Annotated in this window: 3 protein-coding genes (1 of these 3 only partly in view); all 3 read right to left on the bottom strand. The window is 38.1% G+C overall.

Going from position 1 to position 21699, the window contains the following annotated elements:
* Window positions 1–5 precede the first annotated feature (5 nt).
* Entirely contained in the window at window positions 6–2144 is a 2139-nt protein-coding gene (locus LKE05_RS04125; RefSeq protein ID WP_308456016.1) for a hypothetical protein, read from the bottom strand.
* Window positions 2141–7582: a dockerin type I domain-containing protein gene (locus LKE05_RS04120; RefSeq protein ID WP_308456015.1), complete on the bottom strand. Its 5442-nt coding sequence runs from the start codon at window positions 7580–7582 to the stop codon at window positions 2141–2143. Before LKE05_RS04120 ends, LKE05_RS04125 begins: the two co-directional genes overlap by 4 nt.
* A 241-nt stretch (window positions 7583–7823) precedes the next feature.
* Window positions 7824–21699 carry the end of an RCC1 domain-containing protein gene (locus LKE05_RS04115; RefSeq protein WP_308456014.1) on the bottom strand. Its footprint extends 74237 nt past the window's final position, so 13876 of the gene's 88113 nt are visible here — the last part of the coding sequence; its start codon lies beyond the right edge, outside the window — the gene reads right to left on this strand; the stop codon is at window positions 7824–7826.

The following is a 21699-nucleotide window of genomic DNA, read 5'->3' as shown; positions in this document are numbered from 1 at the left end:
AATTATCATGATGGAGCGCACCATGAATAATTTGCTTCGCAATATGGTTGAGCAACACTGTTTGCTACAAGACTACCCTGTATAATGTAATATTGAATTTGATAATATGTCAAATCCAACGGACAATCTCCGCCATTCGCCACAGTTGCTTCACTTACACAAGCCAAAATTTTGTTTTTTCCTGCTGTAAGAGTTCGAGCAGTATATTGTGCAGTTTTTGATGGTCTGAAATTCAATTCTTTTATCATAGCCAAAGTAGAATTATTCGTCCAATTTAATGAACCGCCATTATTTTGGTCGTATGCAGATTTTACAAATCCACGCATTCTACCTATAAATATGAATCCTTTATTATCACTTGTTTCATTGTAAATAATACCCAATCCATTATCAACGCTCGCTCTGACACCTGTCATAATATTTTCACTGTATACGTCAAACAAGCTATATCCTACTGTTTTAACTGCATCTGTTGGAATCATTTCAACCCTAAAATTATCAGAATTCTCAACATCAACGGACATATATGTGTCAGATGATGCACCTTCTTGCATCAAAGCCATTCTTATTTTCGCTTCTTTTATACGAGTTACTCCATAACCTTTATCATTTATTCTCCTATAATTAAATTTAATTGAATAAACACCGTTAGTCAACGCACCAATAGCATCATATGTTATTGGTCCTATAGCAGAATAATAACTTGAATCATTTCCATTCAACAAAGTTCCCGGTGTATATACGGCTTTTACTACCAGTGTACCGCCGTCTATATCATCTGTGGTAACATCGGAAAAATCGAATGATTCCATATCCGGTTTTGTTTGACTTGAATCAACCGGATTACCGTCTGCACCAAGTTCCGGCATTAAGTCGAATGTGGTTGCATTATCAAGTGCCGTCCATGTATCTGACATATTTGAGGCAGATACTTTTGTCCAACCACCTGCATACGGTGCGTCTGCATGAATTGTTTTACCTGCAAAGCAATATTCAAGTTTATTCGTCAGTGGATAATCCGAGCCATTCGTAACCGTTCCCGTTCCGCCCGGAGTTGTCGGGTCGGTTGAATTTGGGCCGGCATGAGGATACTCCCCTCTATAATTATCTGTTCTTTCCTTGCTTGAATAATTCGTATTCGTCTGCAAGTCAGGATGAATAAACTTTTCTTTTACATAATCATTTACCGATTCGGTCGCGTCCTCTCCGACACCACATGTCAATGTGCCGATAAGTGAATCGTCCCAATCGTAAAACATTGTTACGTAAATATCGTTTAGGCTAAGTCCGCCCGCTTTCGCACTCTTTCCTTGTCCGAGTACGATTTCAATATCCTTATTCGCCGCTTGCTCACTCGTTTCAAGAACGCTATCTGTATAATCATACTGATAACCCTTCATTGAAAAGTCCGCTTTATAAATCGTAAAGCCGAACTGTGCCGGTGATACGGAAGATACATCATCAGACGCGATTGTCAGCACTTTATTCTGTGTCCAATCACTATCCCATGCGGAAGTCCATTGATCTTCTATCTTCTTTTTCGCATTTTCATCGGCATATGTGAATCTCGCTACAACAACCGGATTTTGATGTTGGTCGGGATCAGGCGTTGCCTTTGGGTCAGGCGTCGGTGTTACTGTCGGCGTCTTTGTCGGTGTTGGTGTCGCATCCGGATCCGCCGTTGCACTTGGGTCTGTAGTATTATTCGGTACTACGCCCGGATATTCCGCCCCCAAATACAAATAACCAGTTTTCGTCGTCTGATTTGTTGCCGTATCTGTTTTACTTTCAATATATGTCAGTGCGGTGTGAGTTGTCCATGTGTCTTTACCCAGCGTCGGCAACGCTCGCCTTGTAGCCCATGTGGTTGACTCACTCATATCCACCGCTGTTGCCTCATCGTCCCATGTAGTCGGAACTATAAGGCTCGGATCATATTGCAAAACCGCTCCAACCGATGAATAATCTTCGTAATCGCCGTTTACTTCAAGGCTGATTTCCATATAATTATCTTCACCTGTTATACGTTTTGCAACAACAGTTATCTCCGGCTTTGTCGATGTCACTTCATCGGCTAACACCGTAGGAAGCAATCCCACTGCCAACGCAAGAGCTGACATAACTGCTACTATTCTCTTTATCAAGCGGAACCACCTCCATTATTTGCATTAGTTATATTAGACGGATATGTTTTCTCCATATTTTGTTTCAAAAGTGTCAGATCAAACATATTAACCGCTCCGTCACCATTTAAGTCTGCCGCCTCAAACCGTGCTTTATCCAATATCCACGGTTTCTGACGGTTAAAAAATCTCATCAACTCCGCCCTATCAGGCAATTTGATGATTTCATCGCCGTTTATATCACCAACAATCATTTCAATAGTATCGGCAAGCGTCAAATCTGCATTATCATCCACTTGCGTCTTATCTATTTCGATTTCGGGATATGTAAGGTGCGATTGTTTCTTTACAACCATTTTGTAGCTGAACTGATTCGATACAGGCAACTCAAAATTCCACTCACATTCGCCTTTTTTAGTCGTCTTTGTGAGTACGCCGTAAAGATTATTGCCGGCATCATCGGTATCTGCCGATGTAAATGTATACATCGGTGTCGTTTCACCGTCTTTGTATATCTCAACTGTAACCGGTTTTGTATCATTCCAGCACTTAACTGTACCGATTATGTTATATTTACCGTCAGTATTGAATATATCAACTATTTCAACACCGTCAAAATGGTTCTTTGCATTATTGACTTCTGTGGTTTTATCCACGTCACCTTCCCATGACGCTGAATTTGTTACACCGTTTTCGGTTGCGCCCATTACAAATGTTTGTTCCGTAAGGTTTAGTGTTATCGGCTTGCCGACATAACCATCCTCCGGCATTTTATTCAGTCTGAACGGCACTCTAAGCAGATAAACTCTGTCATATCCATCAGTCTGTATAAAATCACTCAGTCGCAAATTTGTACCGTCGACTGATTTTATTGTAACAAATTCCGTTTTATATTTGTCTGTTTGGTCAATATCCAAATCACTTTGCAAGGATTGTTTATACAATTCCGCATTCTTCCAATACGCCACATCACTCGTCGTTACATCTGACTTGATATTGTTACTTTCAATCGTTCCGGCAAGGTCAAAGCCCGTATCGGTACTGATTCTAATATTGCCATCGCAAGGAGTGAATATTTCACTGTCATAATCTATCGCAAAATCCATACTGTACAATCCGTCAAGGAAATACTTCAAATTCTGCGTATTTTTTATACTTATTCCAAACCACACAATACCTGAACCGGCATTATCCACATCATAGACATTATCCGCTGTCAAGTTCGGTGTTTGAGGTTTGTCCAAAGGTTTTGACGCAGTTCCGAGATAGTCAAGCGTTAACGTTGCCTTTTCCGGCGGAACTGTCGCAACCGGTTGTCTGACCGCCGTATCAGGGTCGAATGTCGCCATACTGTCACTAACCGTTGTCGGAAGTGATTCGTAATACGGTGTAGGCGTTATATTCAACAGTGCGTTAGCATCTATCGAGTTGACATTTCTGTCTTCGGTAACATCTGCCACTCTGTATGCGTAGATTTTTGCCCATTCATCAGCAGAATTTATTATATCGGTATAGAAACCGTTATTCATTCTTTGATAAAGCATATCCGCGTCATTTGAATCAACAGTTCTGTCAAGGTTAATATCACCTTTATTCGCAAGAACCACTACAGGTCTTGTAAACAATCGTGTTGTATTATCAGTATCGGTAAATGTATATTTTAACGTATACACTCCCGGTCTTATATTAAGACTTGCCAACTCACTTATAACACAACTTGCCCCTGTATTTGCCACAGTGACCGTTTGCGATGTTGTTGTCATTATATCTGTTACATTTGTCGGAACATTGACAGTTTGAACTTCTATTGTACGAGTTACATTTTCCGCCGAAACTGTATTTCCGTCCATATCTTTCAGATTTTTAAAACCCGGATCAACAAACGTTTGTCCGTTGTATACAAACAGCGTATAAGGATTTTCATCGTAATTCACGCCGTCCCATGCATCTGTATAATATTTTGTATCATATGTATTTACCGCTTTGTTCGGTGTATATGCCGCATCATATGTATGATTTTTCGAGAACAAATCTTTTGCCGTTGACTTATCCGTTATATTGTCGGACGATTCGATTAAACCGTAAGGTGAATTACCCGGTTTTATATCAACATCAACCGCTTTTTTTCTGAGTATTGTAATCGTGTATTCAGCCGAATAATTTTGTCCGTCATTCGGGTCTGTATATTCTGTCTTAATTTTGACTGTATTAAGTCCTTCTTGAAGATCAAACAAGTCGGATTTATATGTCGTAACACTCGTTGATGTAGAATCAACTTGAGGCGCTATCGCTAAAGCATTTCCATTTGCTGTTGCTGTCACCGTCATAGACGGAGTTAATCCCAACAGTTTATTCTTCAAGTCGAATTCAACGAAATTCTTTTCTACAGAGCCGTCTACAATTACTCTGTATGCGTATGTTGTTTCGTTAAATGTTGTCGCCGCATAAGGTGGAAGTGAATCTCTTAAATCGTTTGGCATTGTTTCATTTTCATTATAATCCCTCAAGTCCGCCAAACGAACCCACACGTCATTTGTTTCACGATAAGTCGGTCTTACCGTTACATTTTGCGCTATCATCGTAAATGTCGTTGACATTTGAGATGCGTTTGCGAACGTTATACCATCATCAGTTTCCCACTTATCGAATGTGTATCCGGAATCCAAAATCTGAACATATATCGGAACAATTTCGCCTACTTCATATGTTCTTGAACATATCCTGTTGCTTGTTTCGTCCATCAAATATCCCAATCCGATAGATTGTTGTACGCTGTCGCCGTTGTCAACAGTTACGGTATACACTTCATTTTCCGTTACCTTAAAGGTTATATTGAAATATGCCAATTCAGCATTTTTATTTGAGCCTACGCTGACTCTCGCCGAATATGTTCCGACCGCCAAGCCATGCTTTGTACGAATTTCAAACTGCGTTTTGTCGCCAACATTCAAGAAAGTAACATACAATGGTATGCTATTTACAAAACTTGTAGGACTACTGTCTGTAGCCGTTGTTCCATCAGTCTGAACGAAATCGGAAATTCTCATTGTCAGACCGGTTATATTATCTATACCGACATTCTCAAGCGTGTACATTTGTCTTTGTACATCGGCAGTTGAATAACCCACTTTCTTTGTATCGTACTCAAACGTTTTACTGTTAAGCACAACTTCTACCGGACTGTCCGCACTTCCTACATCAGTAGTAATCTTTATTGCCTCTTTTTCCGGTTCTGGAGTCGGAGATGTACTCGGTGCCGGCGACTCACTCGGATTTGGCGACTCGCTTGGGTTCGGTGATTCACTCGGGTTCGGCGATTCACTCGGATTTGGCGACTCGCTCGGGTTCGGCGATTCAGTAGGTTTTACCGTAGGCTGAATTGCCAGTGTTGTCACCTTTATTTTTAAGTAAATATCGTCCGGATTTTGTACATATCCGAAATTTGTATATGAGTAATCTTCAAGTTTACCGATAAGCGTTACTGTTGTTCCCTCTGTCGGCAACACAGTAGCCGTCGGATCACCTTCTATGCTCCAACTTACAACCTTTGCACTGTCATATTCAGACGGTTGATAACCGATCTGTCCATGATATGCAATAGGAATTGTACTTCTATCAGGGAATGATATATATGTTGCTATATCCGCAAGGCTTTGTCCCTCGTATACAGGGAACATCCCCGCTCTCCCCTCTGAATAGTCTTTTTCAACATAGTTATTTCCGTTTTCACCAAGATAATAATTAACTCTCGGATTAAATACAAACCCTACTTGCGCAGTTTCTGCATCATCCGGCGGAATTGCTGACAATTTAAAATTATCATTACCCAAGTTTATGATACTTTGTATCAATTCACGGTCTGTATTCGTCATACTCGTTGCACTGTCAGACATCGCATTAATTTTAATAACTGCCTGTCCGTTCACAATACTAACCGTTACAAAATCATTGTTATCCGTACTTTTTAATACCATTCCGTTTGGCAGGTATATATTAAAGTTTGTTCCGTCTTCAAAAGCTGCTCCGTCTTTAGGAATGACCGTTATATCTAAGATACCCGTTTCTCTTTCAACTTCCGCAGTTATTGTTGCATCCTTGAGATAATCATTTCCCTTTAATACATTTCTCAACGCATCAATATTCCAATTAAATCCGTCAGGGATTGTAAGCCAAGCCGGCTCAGGCGTTCCGAACAATGCTTTGTCAAATTCTTCTGTATATGTTTCACTAACAGGTGCAGTACCCGTTTTCAATGCTTCCGTAACATCATCAGGCGTCCAATCCGTTTGGATAGGATTTTGAGTCGGAGGAACATACATATCGTCAATGCCGTCCAAAACAGGAGTTACAGTATCAGGCATTTCTAAATCATCCCAAATTGACGGTCGGTTACTGTCACTGTATGACAAAATACGATTATCATATTTAAAGCCGGTAATCGTAACAGGTTTTACCGTAACTTTTACCGTTACAACTTTATCTGTACCTGCATAGTTTTGACTTACAGTATAAGTCACATTACCCAAAGGATTATATTCTGTTCCATTGCTATATTGAACTGTAAAAGTTTCATCTTCTGAGTTCCATATCATATTGCCCAGCACTTGCTGTCCGTCGGAATATCTCTGAACAACGGTATTCATTGTTTGGTTCAAATATGCAACCAAATCCGCCAATGTACCCGCTTTTGTCGTATCCGAGCATCTATTATAAATAGAGTACGCAGTAACTGTTCGTTCTTCAACTGCCGGAGTTACATCAAGAAGTGTTCTGACAACTTTCCATTCTGCCGGAAGTACGTCTACAAAGTATTCAATATGGTCATCTCCGACATACATAATATACGCACTATCATCTTCTATACTTAAAATACTATTAAGTTGACTTTGAGTCATATTACATACTTGAACAGGATCTACGATTTGGAAACTCATCTTTCCCAGTGAAACTTTCCTGTCAGATGCTAAAATACATTTTACATCTTCCGTTTTTGGTGAACCTATCTGTTTCTCTCCAATATATTCACCGTTAGGAGTTTGTGGGTCCGGAACAAGGTTTATTTTTATCGAACTGCTCGTCAGCTCCGAATATTCTTTTGTCAAATAAGCCTCACTTGTAAATACTTCTGTATTAGCTTTAAAAGTATTCGTTACATCAGTCGCTATATCATTAGTATCAAAGTTGGACGGAACTATATACTTGCTATCATAATCCAAGGTAAAATCCACACCGGTAGCATCAACATTTTCGATACTGACATCTACTAATGCTTGAATTTTTCCATTTGTACCATACTGCAAAGTAAAGCCGTCAAAAACAAGTTTACTCTCTTCTGTAACAACATTTGCAAGACTTATATTTTCTTTTTCCGCTGACACAGTAAAAACAAACGACGGCAACATCATACATATTAGTGTCCATACCGCCACAACTTTCTTTATTGCAGCACTTTGTCGCATATAACCCCTCCCCTCCGGGTATATTTAATACACTTATTTTACATTTTATGGAATCAACTGTGTACATTCTTTTAATTGTATCCATATATATCTAATATACTACAACCCCCCCTAATTGTCAAGTTAACCAAATATGACAACTATGCTACATTTCCGTGTCAAAGAAAATCCTATTTGGTCGAATTTTGTTTCTTATATTAATATAAAAAACAACGTACCCATTTGGGGTACGTTGTCTTTATTATTCAGTATATGCACTGATAAGAATTCTGCTGCTGTCTGTTCTGTTATTAAGATTTGGAGCTTTTATAGTTCTATGAGTTGTGATATATAGCCTGTCTTTAGCGTTGTACTTATCGTCACCGTTAAAGTCACATATCTTCTTATCAACCATAGCTTGTGCAGGAGTTACGTTTGGAGTAGTTGTGCTGTCAGTGTTTAATTCACTGTCTGCATCTTCAATATCATCAACAATAACTTCGTCTTCAACGATTGTTATCTCGGCGTCTGTAGTTATTGCCATATGGTCTTCCTTAACGTTCTCCTCTTCGGCAACCGGAGTTTCTGTTTCAGTTACTTCTTCTGTAACTTCATCATAAACACCCATTACCGCTGTTTTCAAGCCCTCACCTGAATAACTGTTGCTTGACGAGTCGCTATCTGATGAGCCGCTGTCCGATGTACCGCTTGACGAGCTACTGTCTGACGAACTGCTGTCTGATGTACCGCTTGATGCACTGCTGTCTGATGAGCCACTATCAGATGTACTGCTTGACGAGCCACTGTTTGGTGAACCGTTGTCTGATGTACCACTTGATGTATTACTGTCAGATACTTTATCATCTGACGAATCTGTCGGTACATTAACAGTTGTGTCATCCTTTGTTGTGCTGTCGTCTGTCTTATCACCTGTTGGCGTATCGACTGTTGTATCATCCTTTGTTGTGCTGTCGCCTGTTGTATCATCCTTTGTTGTACTGTCGTCCGTCTTATCACCCGTCGGTGTATCGACTGTTGTATCATCCTTTATTGTACTGTCGTCTGTCTTATCACCCGTCGGTGTATCGACTGTTGTATCGTCCTTTGTTGTACTGTCGTCTGTCTTATCACCTGTTGGCGTATCGACTGTTGTATCATCCTTTGTTGTGCTGTCGTCCGTCTTATCACCTGTTGGCGTATCGACTGTTGTATCGTCCTTTGTTGTACTATCGTCTGTCTTATCATCCGTCGGAACTTCAGCCTTTGTATCATTCTTATCATCAGTTGTTACAGCTCCCGCTGCCAAAGCATCCGGATACAAGTCTGCATAATCTCCGAAGATTTCGTCCATTGTATATTCTGTACCAGCCAACATTGACTTAAAGTATTCAAGGTCTTTTTCATCAATAATATCGTGGCTGTCACCCGTTGTAACTATATCACCAGGTATCAAATCAATTCGTCCGAAATCATACATTGCTCTAGCATACGATTCTTGAACATCAATTTCAGATAAGTAATATGTTAAGTAGCCTGCACGTCTTACCGTGATACTGTATACGCCTACGCCTGCCGCAGTAATTGTTTCTTGCGAGAATTCAAACTCACCGTCAGCTCCTGTTACAACTTTTTCTACAAGTGCACTATCAGGATCTGTAATCACATCATATTGTTGTGCATTAGGGACTTTATACAAGCTTACTGTGGCAACATTGTCACCGTCAGCAACTGTATTAACGTTACCTCTGATAGTTGTTTGTAATTCCGAAACAAGTTTATCATGATCTCTTATAACCTTAACCTTATAACGTCCTGCTCCTCCGACATCATTTGTAATAATGAATTCAAAGTTATATACAGTCTTTGAAAGGTCAAGTCTTGCTACTGTAACAAGTTGATCTGTAACTTGTCTGTCGATTTCGACATTATCCAACTTAACTGCGATAGTTGTTTCTGCACTGTCTGTTGTATCTGCCGTTGCGGTAAATTCAATTTCTTGTGCAAGAACCGGAACTTTTACAGTATACGAAATTGTATTCTGTTCAAATTCAGGATCAAGTTCATAATATTCATCATCAGGATTATCGTCAGTTACCTCAAGGTTTGTCAAGAATGCTGTATTCTGTTGAATCACCTTAAGTACATATGTTGTCTTTTCCGTTTCATCAAGTGATGAGTAAACTGTTATGAAGAATATATCTTCATTTGACGTTGTACTCAAATCATAATCATTCGGAACATTATCAACATTTTCTGTTGATACACCGTTATGTGTTATGATAACCGTATCTGCCGGTTCTCTTGAAGCTGCAAGAATATTTATGCTTTCCTGACCTGCCTGAACGATTGCCGAATACTTGAATGTTTCTGAATCGAACGGATCAATTACTGTTGAAGATGTATCGTAGTCGTACAAGTCAGTGTCGCCATCGTCAAGAACAAGATTGTCAAGACGAATCTTACTCTGTGCTCTTTCACTTCTTCTTACTACCACTCTGTAATATCCAACATCGTCTGCCTCTGGGCTGATAACAGTAAAGTCGATATTTGCAGTAGCGTCATCATCTTCCATAAACGATATAGGAAGAATAAATTCTTGAGCTATATCTGTGAACATTTCAACTTGATTTTCTGTTCCCAACTGTGCAAGAACAGTATCGTTTTCATATTCTTTCTTTATAACAAGTGAAACGCTGTTATCTGTATAATCAATTACTGTCTCATACAATCTGATAAGTTTGTTATAATTCTTATCAAGTTCATATTTACCGTTATTCGGTTCATCCTCTTCTATAACTGCCAAATCTGCAAGATATGCGTTACTCTTATCATAAGGAGCTCTTATAACTTTTAGAGTATATACCGCACTTCTCTCTTCGCTGTCGCCGCCCGGAAGAATCTTGTCATAAGTTATCTTAACCAATACTGTAAAGTTATCTTCATCAAGCGGTGTATCAATAGTCTTTCTGTAAGCACCGTCTACAGCCGGATCATTATAATCGACCGAACCGTCTGGCAATACCTTACCTATTTGAATTCCAACGTTCTGGTAAGATTCTGCAATTACATCGAATTCTTCAACCGATTTACCGATATAAACGTGGTAATCACCGTAATTTGTACCGTTAAATGTTTCTGACATTACTGCATCAGGTGATGGTTCAACTCGTAGATTCGTCAAAATCGGAACATCTGTCTTATAAATATTAACAATGTATTCCGAAACATTTTCAAATCCACTTTCGGCGTATTCTGTTACTCTGAACTTGAATACTCCCTTATCTGTATCATCAAGTTGTGCCTTAATGTAGTCACTAAACTGTGTAGTTACTGTATAGTTGTCAAGATATTCACTTCTGACAACATCATTACCACCATAAACATCAAATATTTCAATATAAGCATTATCATCATTCAACGGATATGCAAACAATTCTATATCTGATGTATCAACCATGACATTGTACTTATGTACATTGCCTGTCACTGACTTATCAAATGTACCCATTGTACCGTTTCCGTCTTTGACAATAATGTCTTTCAAGAACGGTTCAAAGTGATCTGATCGCTTATCAGCATTGACGAACAATGTGTAAACATAACTGTTTCTGTCATCAGCTGTTACTCTTATCGTGTACTTTTCTCTGTCTGTACTGATAAGTTCTGTTATGTTGCCATCCATAACTCTTCTGCCGTTTACTCTTATAACCGCATCTGGATCGTTTGCTGTCAAATCAAATGGTAGATTATTAACCGCATCAGTATTTACAACAGTAGATGAGTATCCGTCTGTTATATCAACTGTATCACCGTTTACGATTAAATCAGTAAGTGCTGTGGTTGACTTACGGATTATTGTCACTGAATATCTCTGTTTTGCCTTAGAATCATTTCCTGTTTCTACAATAACCGTTGTTACCGGTTTAGAGATTGCCACCGTGTTGCCACCGTGTACATTGACATTTGTTCCGTCATATTCCGGAGTTGCATTTATTACAACTTCATCTGCATTGCTATCAACGTAAGCATAGTAGTTCACGTCACGAGCTGTAAAGTCTGTTGTAAATTCTACATTCTTACCTCCGGCTGTTACTGTCAAGTCTTTCAAATCAACAGATTTAATCGTATCATGAGTACGTCTGTTAATTGTCAATGAGTATACGCTTGTAGGATAATTTGTTTCCTTAGACGGATATACCATAAAGATTACTGTCGAATCTTGTCCTGCCGGTGATGTAACATCAAATGTTCCATCGTGGTTATTTACAACGTGAGATGTTGATGACACAGTTGCAACAACCGGAACATAATCCTTTGTTTCTTCAACAAAGTGTGTAAGCAATTCTTCTGTATCAACGGTAATAGTATCAACATCGAACGGCACTGTTACATAATAGTTATGTATCGACGGATCAAACACAGGAGCCATGCTACCCTTATCAACTGCAAGATAATCAAGTTCGGCGATTGTATCGTTAGGTCTTACAACATTTACAACATAATGTACTGTTGTCTGAGATGCCTTAACACCTGTATCACCGTTACTCTTTACAAAATCAATTTCTGATGTAAGAACTATATCAAAGTAATTTGCACCATGTTTCAATTTTGTAATACCAAGGTGATTATCTCCCATATATGCTTTTTCAGCATCTGAAAGTTTTTCTCCGCTGCTTGTAATCGGCATATTGTTGATTGTCACATACATATTTGTTGTTTCATCGAAATACGGAATCATATTGATTTCTTCTGTATCTTTATCAACAACAACTGTGTAAGAGTATTGATCACTTCTGAATTCAGGAATTATAGGTAATTCTTCATTAGATTCTGTTAACTTTAAGCCGTCAAGTTTCATATCACCGTCATACTGAGCTTTAGCTTTATCTTCGCCCTTGTTAATTACTACTGTGTATCTTTCCTTAGTTCCAAGTGTATTATCCACAGCGAATACAAGAACGTTATCACCCTCATATAGTTTAACGCCTGTGACATTACCCGATACAAGAGTAGCATTATTAAGTTTAACGCTGTCATGCTGTCTTGCAGTATCTTCTTCAGAACCTACAGTTGCCTTTACCCATACCTCTGATGTATCGTTAGGTACATTCAGATAATATGCGTGTTCAGAATGATAGAAGTCACTTGATAATGTATATCTCGATTCTTCCGCTCCGGTTGATGAGCTGTAAATCTCTATCGGCAATTCAATATAAGGTCTATCCTTATTGTATGCTCTGTTTACAGTTACAACATAATGCTTTTCTGTTCCGTTAAAGGTTACAACCTTGAACAACAATTCAGTATCGCCGTAAGGAACATTGGTCATTGTATAAGTTTGTCCGCTCTCTACTTTCACAGAACCATTATTTGTTGCATTATTACTTACACAGATATATGACTTACCATGTATTCCTGTCGGATCTTCAACCTCTTCAGGTCTTAGACTCGGAGTGAACGATACAGTATCTACATCATAATCATATGAGATATAGTAGTTTGTCAACTTCGCATTGAATAGCGGAGTAACATTTGAACCTTCTGTATAATCCATATGAATTATGTCGCCGGTATGTTCAGGTGTTGCACGGTGTGCATCAATTATGTAAGTTTCCTTTGTAATATTATCTTCGGCAGTTACTGTTATAATAACCTTGTTTGAACCGTAATGAAGTGGCATATCATTTAGTTCTGCTGTTGAGCCAAGGTTATAATACAACACTTCGCCGCCTTCTTTTCTGATTCTTAGATCAGAATGTTCATCTGCTGCCTCAACTATCAATGAAAGCTTATCTTCATCGTAAGGGATTGCAAGGAAGTATTCATGAACGTCCTTATCAAACATCGCTGTCAATAGTGCATAGTTTTCAGAATTGATATTTGAAAGTTCTGCATTATGGCTAAGTTCCATCATAGTAGAAGTTGTATCTCTTACTACTACATTATCCGGACCCGCTGCTCTGTTGATAGTTACTGAATAGTATCTTGCATTCTGTACCTTACCGGCACCGTTAGATTCGCTTACTTCAAATACAACTGTGTTATCACCCTTTTGAAGAATCATCGGATATTCAAGCATATTGCTTACTAGCGTCTTCTTTTCAACCTTATTGTTATTTGAATCAACATAAGTTTCAAGAAGATATACGTCGCAGTTCTGTGCGCCAAGGTTCTTCGACAATGATAGCTTAACTTCCATTGTATCTTCGTCTACAGAGTCATAGTAGTTATAATCGTATTGATTATTTACAAATACTCTTGTAAGCGGCTTGCCTGTGTCGGCTCTCATTATATTAGTCAAGTAAGCCATTTCAGGATCAAGATTAATATATGAATCCTTAAACAATTCAATAGCATATTCTGATGTTGTCTTATTAGTGTTATAAACATTGAATATAACTCTTAGTCTGTCACCCTCTGTAAGCTTTGTTCCGTAAACAACCTGACGGCTGCTTACCTGATTTGAAGACTGATTGTCATTCAAACTTACACGGTTAACGATTTCATAATCGAATCCATCGTCAAACGGTACCGCCGTTATTTTAATCGGCGTATCAGATTCATCAATTTCCTGAGGAATTGTAAAGTGGTAAGTAAACTTATCAGATGTATTATCCTCAACCGGAACTGAAACTGTATCATAATATTTATCACCGATTTGAATTATAATATCGTTTAGCTTAGCATAATCATCATTTGCAATTCTTGTTATGCTGAATGTGTAAGTCTTTGTAACAGTACCATCTTCTGAAGTTACATTTAGCTTAATGTCATTTATACCTTCCTTAAGCATAAACTTAACTTCTTCATTTTCTTCAAATATTCCGCTACTTGAATAGTTCATTGAGTTCTGGATATATGTACCTGTTGCATTTTCGCTCATTCTCAAATGCTTAAATGTAATATAAGTATCTGCGTTACTTACTGTGTAAGTATAATCAAGCTGCTCAGGTAGATAATCCGTGAAATCTCTATGAATATCAGCGTCTGTAGGCAATGTAAAGTCTGCGTTGATAAGGTCTGCATCATTGCTCATAGTTTCTACAACAAGTGTGTAGTTTCTATATACAAGATTTTCAACATCGGCAACTTCTTTATATTCAGTTACTCCGATATTAATTTCTTGTGGAATTGATACCTTATCTTTTGATGTAAATTGCTTTCCTGTAGTGTCATAGTAGTCATAGTTCTGAGTTGCAAAGCTACCAATCTTTACAAGTTTTCCTACGCTTACTGTTATAACTCTGACAGTTGCCTCATTTACATACGACGGCATCTTAGCAACGTATGCACCCTTTGTACCGTCTGCCTTTACATAATCAGCATCCCACTTAGCTGTCACCGGCATTGCATAACCAAGTTCATTGCTTGTTTCAAACGAGCCTTCCGGTGTTCCAAGCATAACTCTTAGAATATCAGGTGTTCCTGCCGGAATTATTGTCAATTTGTAATCCTGAGTATGAGTTAAATCACTGTTATCAGTCAATCTGATTGTCAATATGCTTGTGTTATCACTACTGTTATGGTCATTTGTACCACTTTTGGCTGTTGCCATATCAGTAGATGTACTTACTGAACCAAGCTGTAAACCGGCTGAGTTTATTATGCTTGTTGTTACGTATGACGGATCGTCTGACTGTGCCTTGACTACCGGCTCTGTATCGTAATCAACATATGCGAGATATTCATTTCCGTAACGTTGTGCTCTTATTCCGTCAACAATTAGTGTTTCAAGGTTAAGTTCACGTTGGTTACGATTAATCTTAATTCTGTAATCTCTTGTTTGAGTAGCGTCTTCACTCTCTACTCTTACGATAAACTTATTAATACCTGTTGTAAGTTTAACGGCTGTTACAATAGAATTCAATGCCGCTCCGGCAATATTCTCATGTCCTCCGACTTCTTTAAGTACAGTAATCAATGTACTTGAATTCTTATGAACATGATTTGCATAAGCATAAATATCTACCTGTTCAACATTTGCTCCTACAGTTACTTCATAATCTTCAGTATCATAATTATACTTAGGATTCATTTCGTAACCTGTAACACCCAAACCTAATGTAGTATGGCTTAAGTCTGCATCGTTCGATCTGTGATGAACCATAATTGTATACTGCTTTGTGTAATCTCCAAGTACAAGAGTTACCGGAACTTCAGCATAGCCGTATTCATCAAGTTCAAGTTCTGACGGCGTGTATGCTCTTGTTACAGGGTTTTCTCCGCCATCAGTAACAGGAGTACTCTTAGCCTGTAAATCATATATGTCATTGTAATCACTACCGATATAAATCTTAAGTGTTTCACTAATGCCTTTTTCTTTTACAGATTTCAGTGCTTCTTGTGCATCTGCAACAAAGATGTACTGGTCTTTTGAGTTATCAATGTTAATCTCATAATCGAATACATTCGGTTTAAAGTCTTTACCCTTGAATTCAATAGGATCTTCTGCAATAGCGTCAGGTCTTACTTCAAGTCTGTCAAGTGACATATCAACTGCCGTATAATTAATATTCAAGTAATATGCACCGTAAATACTTGTATTTGCAGGACGAATTATGAACATAAATTCGTTCTTGCCTTCCTTCAACTGTGTTACACCGGCATTTAATGCACCGGATGACATACTTCTCCACTGTTGATCCTGTGCAGATGTATTATTTAATCTTACCATTTCTATTGATGCCATCGGGTCAATAGCCTTGATATATACATTCGCCGTTGCCGTGTCATTGTATACATGAGATTCAAATACTCTGTCACTGCCAATAGTGTTATCTTCATCAGGAGCACGTCTTTCAACCGTTAGATAATCAAGAATGTTATCTATAGCTGACTTATTAATAAGTACAGTATATGTCTTATCAGGTTTATCAGCTGTTGCTGTTGCATAGATTGAGATTGGCACATATGTTGTTGCACCTTGAAGTGCGATATGTGAATTTGTAACAGTATTCGACAAGCTACTTATCTTCACTCTCGGATTCTGTTCACTCTCTGCTCCTACAACCGCATAGTATTCTGTATTATTAACATTTGTGAATATAGCTGTTACGCTTGACTCTGTCTGGTATGTCGGAAGTTCGCTTTCTGCTATATACATTTCTCTATCGTCATCCCAATTTGCATCTATTGTACTTTGAACCTTAACTAACATACCATAATCTGCCTCGTCAAGTTTCAAAATTCTCAATGTGTATGGGTTTTCGATATTATTTACTGACTTAACAATAAAGTTGATAATTGTTGTGTTATCAGGTAACGGAACATTCTTTAGAACTACCGCACCCGGTGTTGAACCGTCCGAATATCCGTCTACTATGATAGATGACTCTGCACTCTTTGGTACAATCTTAATATCCGTCATTGTCAAGTTCATCGGAACTGTGGCAATAAAGCCTGTATGTCCGTCTGTACTTGCAAGTTGACCGTTATCAACTCCGTTTTCATATGTGTACTGAACATAAATCTTGTCTACGCCCGTACCGACCGGAGTATTGATTATATCAAGTCTGTAATATGTACAACCGTCTTTATCATTGTATTGACTGTTCTTATCATTTTCAGGGTTATAAGAAACGCTCGCCGGTACAATTCTGAAGTATAGATGCTTTTCTCTGTCATTTACAACTGTCAATCTGTTAGTTGTCTTTAGATATTTAACATCGTCACTGTTTGCAACAAATTCACCCTTTGTTTCGTCATACATTTCAATAGTTGCATAAATGCTTCTTGCTTTTAGTTCAAACTTAGAAGTTGCCGATCCCTCAGGCATATTGATTACATATGTATTAAACATACCTGCTATGCCGTTAAGAGTATCTTTTTCTTGTCCGTTTGAAACTGCAGATACATCAGATAATGTCTTCTTATCTGTGTAATCCTTAATATCGACTGTCTTTCCGTATTCAAGAGCCGCATCGTTAGATTCACGTCTGATATTCAAGTTGTATTCCTTGATATTACCCTTACCGTCTTTCGCACGAACTCTTACTGTAATATACGGCTGATTATTCATCGGAACAGAGAATCTCATTCTTAGTGCATTTGGACCGCCAACATGATGATCTTCGTCTGTAACTAATATATTATTTCCGTCTTCATCAGTAGTATATTCAATCGGATAATATGCGGTTAATTCCGTAGTCTTATGGTTATTGGTTACATTGATATATGCAGTTGTTGCATTTTGGTTAATCAATACTTCATATGACGCAGGATCTGCAAGGCTCGCACCTATACTTGAAGGTGTTGCCAATCTACCCGATTCATTTTCAATATGGCTGACACGCATTACAACTGACAAGTCAGAAGTTATGTCGCCGCCGTCTTTACGGATTAGTCGCAAGATTACAGGAGTAATCTGGTCAGGAAGTCCGCTTACAAAGTTTGAAGAACCCACATAAATCATATATTCGTAAGGTTTTGTAACAAGAACTTTACCTTCTGTTGCAAAGCTTGGATTTTCTGAAATATGTTGAGTAAATGTGTAACTTTCGTTTTCTTCCTTAACGTCTGTAACAGCATCAACATATGCACTCTTATCTTTTGTTACAGCTTGAATTGAAACATCTTGTACATCGTATAAGATTTCTGATTCGTAAACCGGAATGTTATTTTCCAATCCAACATATGTAGCTTGGTTACCTTGAACAAATATATCCTCTAACGCAAGGTCATTGTTCTTTCTTGTCAAAGTCAATGTATAAACCTTTGGATATGGGTCATTTGCTTGGTTTGCAACGCTTACTATATATGATTGACTGTCTGATATGAAGTTTAGCTTAGCAACAACTGAATGTTTACCTGATACAGTCTTTTCATCACTGTCTGCTACTTCTTCACCCGTCTGCATATCACCTGTTACTGTAACGATTGCGTCTGAAATTGTAGCCTCAAATCTCATTGGTACGATAGTTGCACCATAGTTAATCTCAGCTGTAATTTCTTCACGTTCATGTGATATTGTTGCAGTCTGATAAGAATGTTCTTCATTGATATTATCTTCATCTATGATGTCCTTAGGCGCTACTTCTGCCAAATGCAATGTTCTGTCGTTTGAAACACGTTCAAGCAATAGACGATACTGTTTACCTGTTCCGACTGCGGAGCTGTTTACAGTATTCTGCATATTCTGTGATCTTACATAGATGTTGATTGTTACATTTTGACCCTTTCTTAGACCTGTAACTGTTGTAACCTGTTGCTTAATGTCGTACTTAGCAGCATTATGAATCTTAATGCTTGCATAATCATGTTCTGTACGTCCCTTAACTTCAACAGCTGTTACATCATTGCCGATATAAGCGATATATGTCGGTATTGAAGTATCTGTATAACCATGACTCTTCATCTCTTCAGCAGAAAGTTCTCTTGTATTAGGTCTTTCCATTGTTTCGATTGTTCCGACTTCACCTGCCCACAACGATACGAGTGTTTCTTCATCGCCGTCAGATGTCGGATACTGCTTAGTTTCAAGGTTCATATTATCCTTATCCATTGGATAAAGTCTAACTTCATAATACTTCTTAGTTACTCCGTCTTCGGCAATCGTTTCAAAGTTCATAAATGTATACTCATCTTTATCCATTTCCTGAATCTTGTTTGTATACTTATAATGTGCATTACCATTACCGTAAACATATTGATATTGCTGATTATCATTATAAACTTCGTTTTCTTTGCCGTTGCCTACACGAACAATAGTGTGTTTCTTATCCATTACAATTCGAGTTGTAATTTCTGATGCAGCAATTGAAAGCGTTACGGCGCTGCTCTTCTTTCCTACATCATCTGATGACAAGTAACCCTTATATACAATTACCTCATGTCCGTTAGCATCAATATAGTTCTTATCGAACTCTTCTTCTGCCATACTCTGAGTATTCATTGTAGCAATCATAATCAAGTCAATATCTGAATCTGCCGAAACAGTTGTTATATCAACCACATGACTTGTAGTTGCTGAATTATCTTCAGCTGTTATTGTAAAGCTTACTTGTGCCTTTTTATTAATTACATTAATCGGTACCAAGATGTAAGATGTATCGTCAGTCACTGTTTCGTGAACATAACTGTCGTCTACCTTAGTTACGTTAATAACAGCTTTGTTATTTGTCGCTCTGATATAAACAGGAACAAGGACATTACCGTCTTCATCTTCTTCAAGATACTTAGTCGAAACGGTTACTGCATAGTGAGCTACACCGTTTACATCTGTTGCCTTTGTCAAGTCTACATCACCGACATTTTCATCACTGCCAGGTACGATTAACTTTTCAATAGAAGCGTCGCTTGACTTTCTGTAAATCTTAATTCTGTAATGTACTTCCGTACCTGCCTCAGATGTTGAAACAATATCAACTATTGTAGGTACTGTTTCCGTACCTTCGGTATATGGATTAATCTTTACGTCTACGCTGTCACTTCTGTATCCGCCACTGATCTTAATATTGTAACTGAATTTACCTGATTGGTCAGGAGTTGATGTTGTTCCTGTTGCTGAGTAACTTGTATTCGGTTTCGTCAAATTGTTGTTTGTAAGTGCTTCGACAAACATTGTAACATTTTCTCTTGTTTCAGTCTTATCAATTCCGTATTCATATACATAAACTGTCTGACCGTTTTCGTCTGTTTCTGCCTTACTGTTTTCCTTGTTAACCTTTGTATCATTATCAAGGAATATTGTCAAATTGTCTTCATCCTTATACATCTGTGATACAAATAAGTTGTAAATCTTGCTTGTGCCTACATAGTTACCGTCACCAATATCTGTTCCGGTTACATCGTCTGTTGCTCTCATTCCCACTTGTACTTTGATAAGTGTTACTGCATTATCGCCTGTTACAAGGTCTGCCATTGGAAGAGTATTATCCTTTAATGTTGTACCGTCATACCATTGTGACCATGTGATATGTTCATCATTATCAGCATACAACTTAGCTTTATTAGCATAAGTTTCACTTCCGTCATTTGGTATATAACCGTATCTTACATAATAGCCGTCCTTGTCAATCTTGATTTGACCAGGAGTACCAGGAGCAACTCTTGCTGTAAACTTACCTGTTGCAGAATCATATGTTGCTTTATAGCCATTGTTATAATTATCTACTGTTGCAGGATACATTGTAACTTCAGGAATTAGGTTTGTCTTTATAACATCAAGGTTATAGGCCTTTTCCGTCTTGTTATCTGTTGCCTTAACAAATATATTTGTTGAAGTTGTATCCGCTGTAAGTTTAAAGCCTGTCCATGTATACTTGTTTACTGTATACTTATCGTTATCCTTAATATCACTTATCTGAACATTTGCAAGTGTTTCAACAGTCTTAGCTGTTAAATCTACCTTTTCAAGATCTTCAGGAACATACGCTGTATATCCTGTGATATTACCGTCGTCATCCTTATTAGGAACTGCGATTACAGTTTGTGTTGTACCGTTAGTGTCAACGTATTCTGCAATGACGCTTTCAAGATCAACAACTGTATTCTTAATAAAGATTCTCAACGTTGATTCAGAAACCTGTTCATAATGCTGACCTGCATAATATACAACCTTTACAGGAATATCAAGCGACTTGCCTTCTTCAAGGTTAGGTACTTGTACAGTACCGTATCTCTGATTCAAAGTTGCGTCGTTATAAGTATAACTTACATTGACTCTGTTATCATCAGGGATAAGTCCGATATTAGTATTATCTGCACGGCTTACCAAAGCATTATGTGTTACGTTTCCGTTTTCATCAACAAGTTTAGTTGCCTTATCACCCGTTGAACCGTTCCACTCTGTATAAGCTGTCAAATCAAGATTGATTTGAGGAACAATTATAATTGTGTACTTTTCACGGTTTACTTCGTCTGTCGCAATGACATATGCGTATCTTGTAGATACTACTCCGTCTGTAAGAGCTACATTCTTTTCAGTATATGTCTTCTTTTCATACGGAACATTTGTCAATGCACTGTCAGTACTGATATATACTCCTGCAAGAGCATTATCCTTTGTTGTTGACGCAGTAAGTTCGGTTAACTTATTGATACCGTAAGGAACTCTTACTATGAATTCCTTATCTGATACAAGATATGTTGTATCAGCGTTTATTGTTTGTTCAATGCCGTCTGCATCTATGTACTTAGCG

The sequence above is a fragment of the Hominilimicola fabiformis genome, from assembly GCF_020687385.1.
GTDB lineage: Bacteria > Bacillota > Clostridia > UBA1381 > UBA1381 > Hominilimicola > Hominilimicola fabiformis.
Note: the sequence above shows the minus strand (reverse complement) of the source record. Positions and strands in the feature narration are given on the sequence as shown.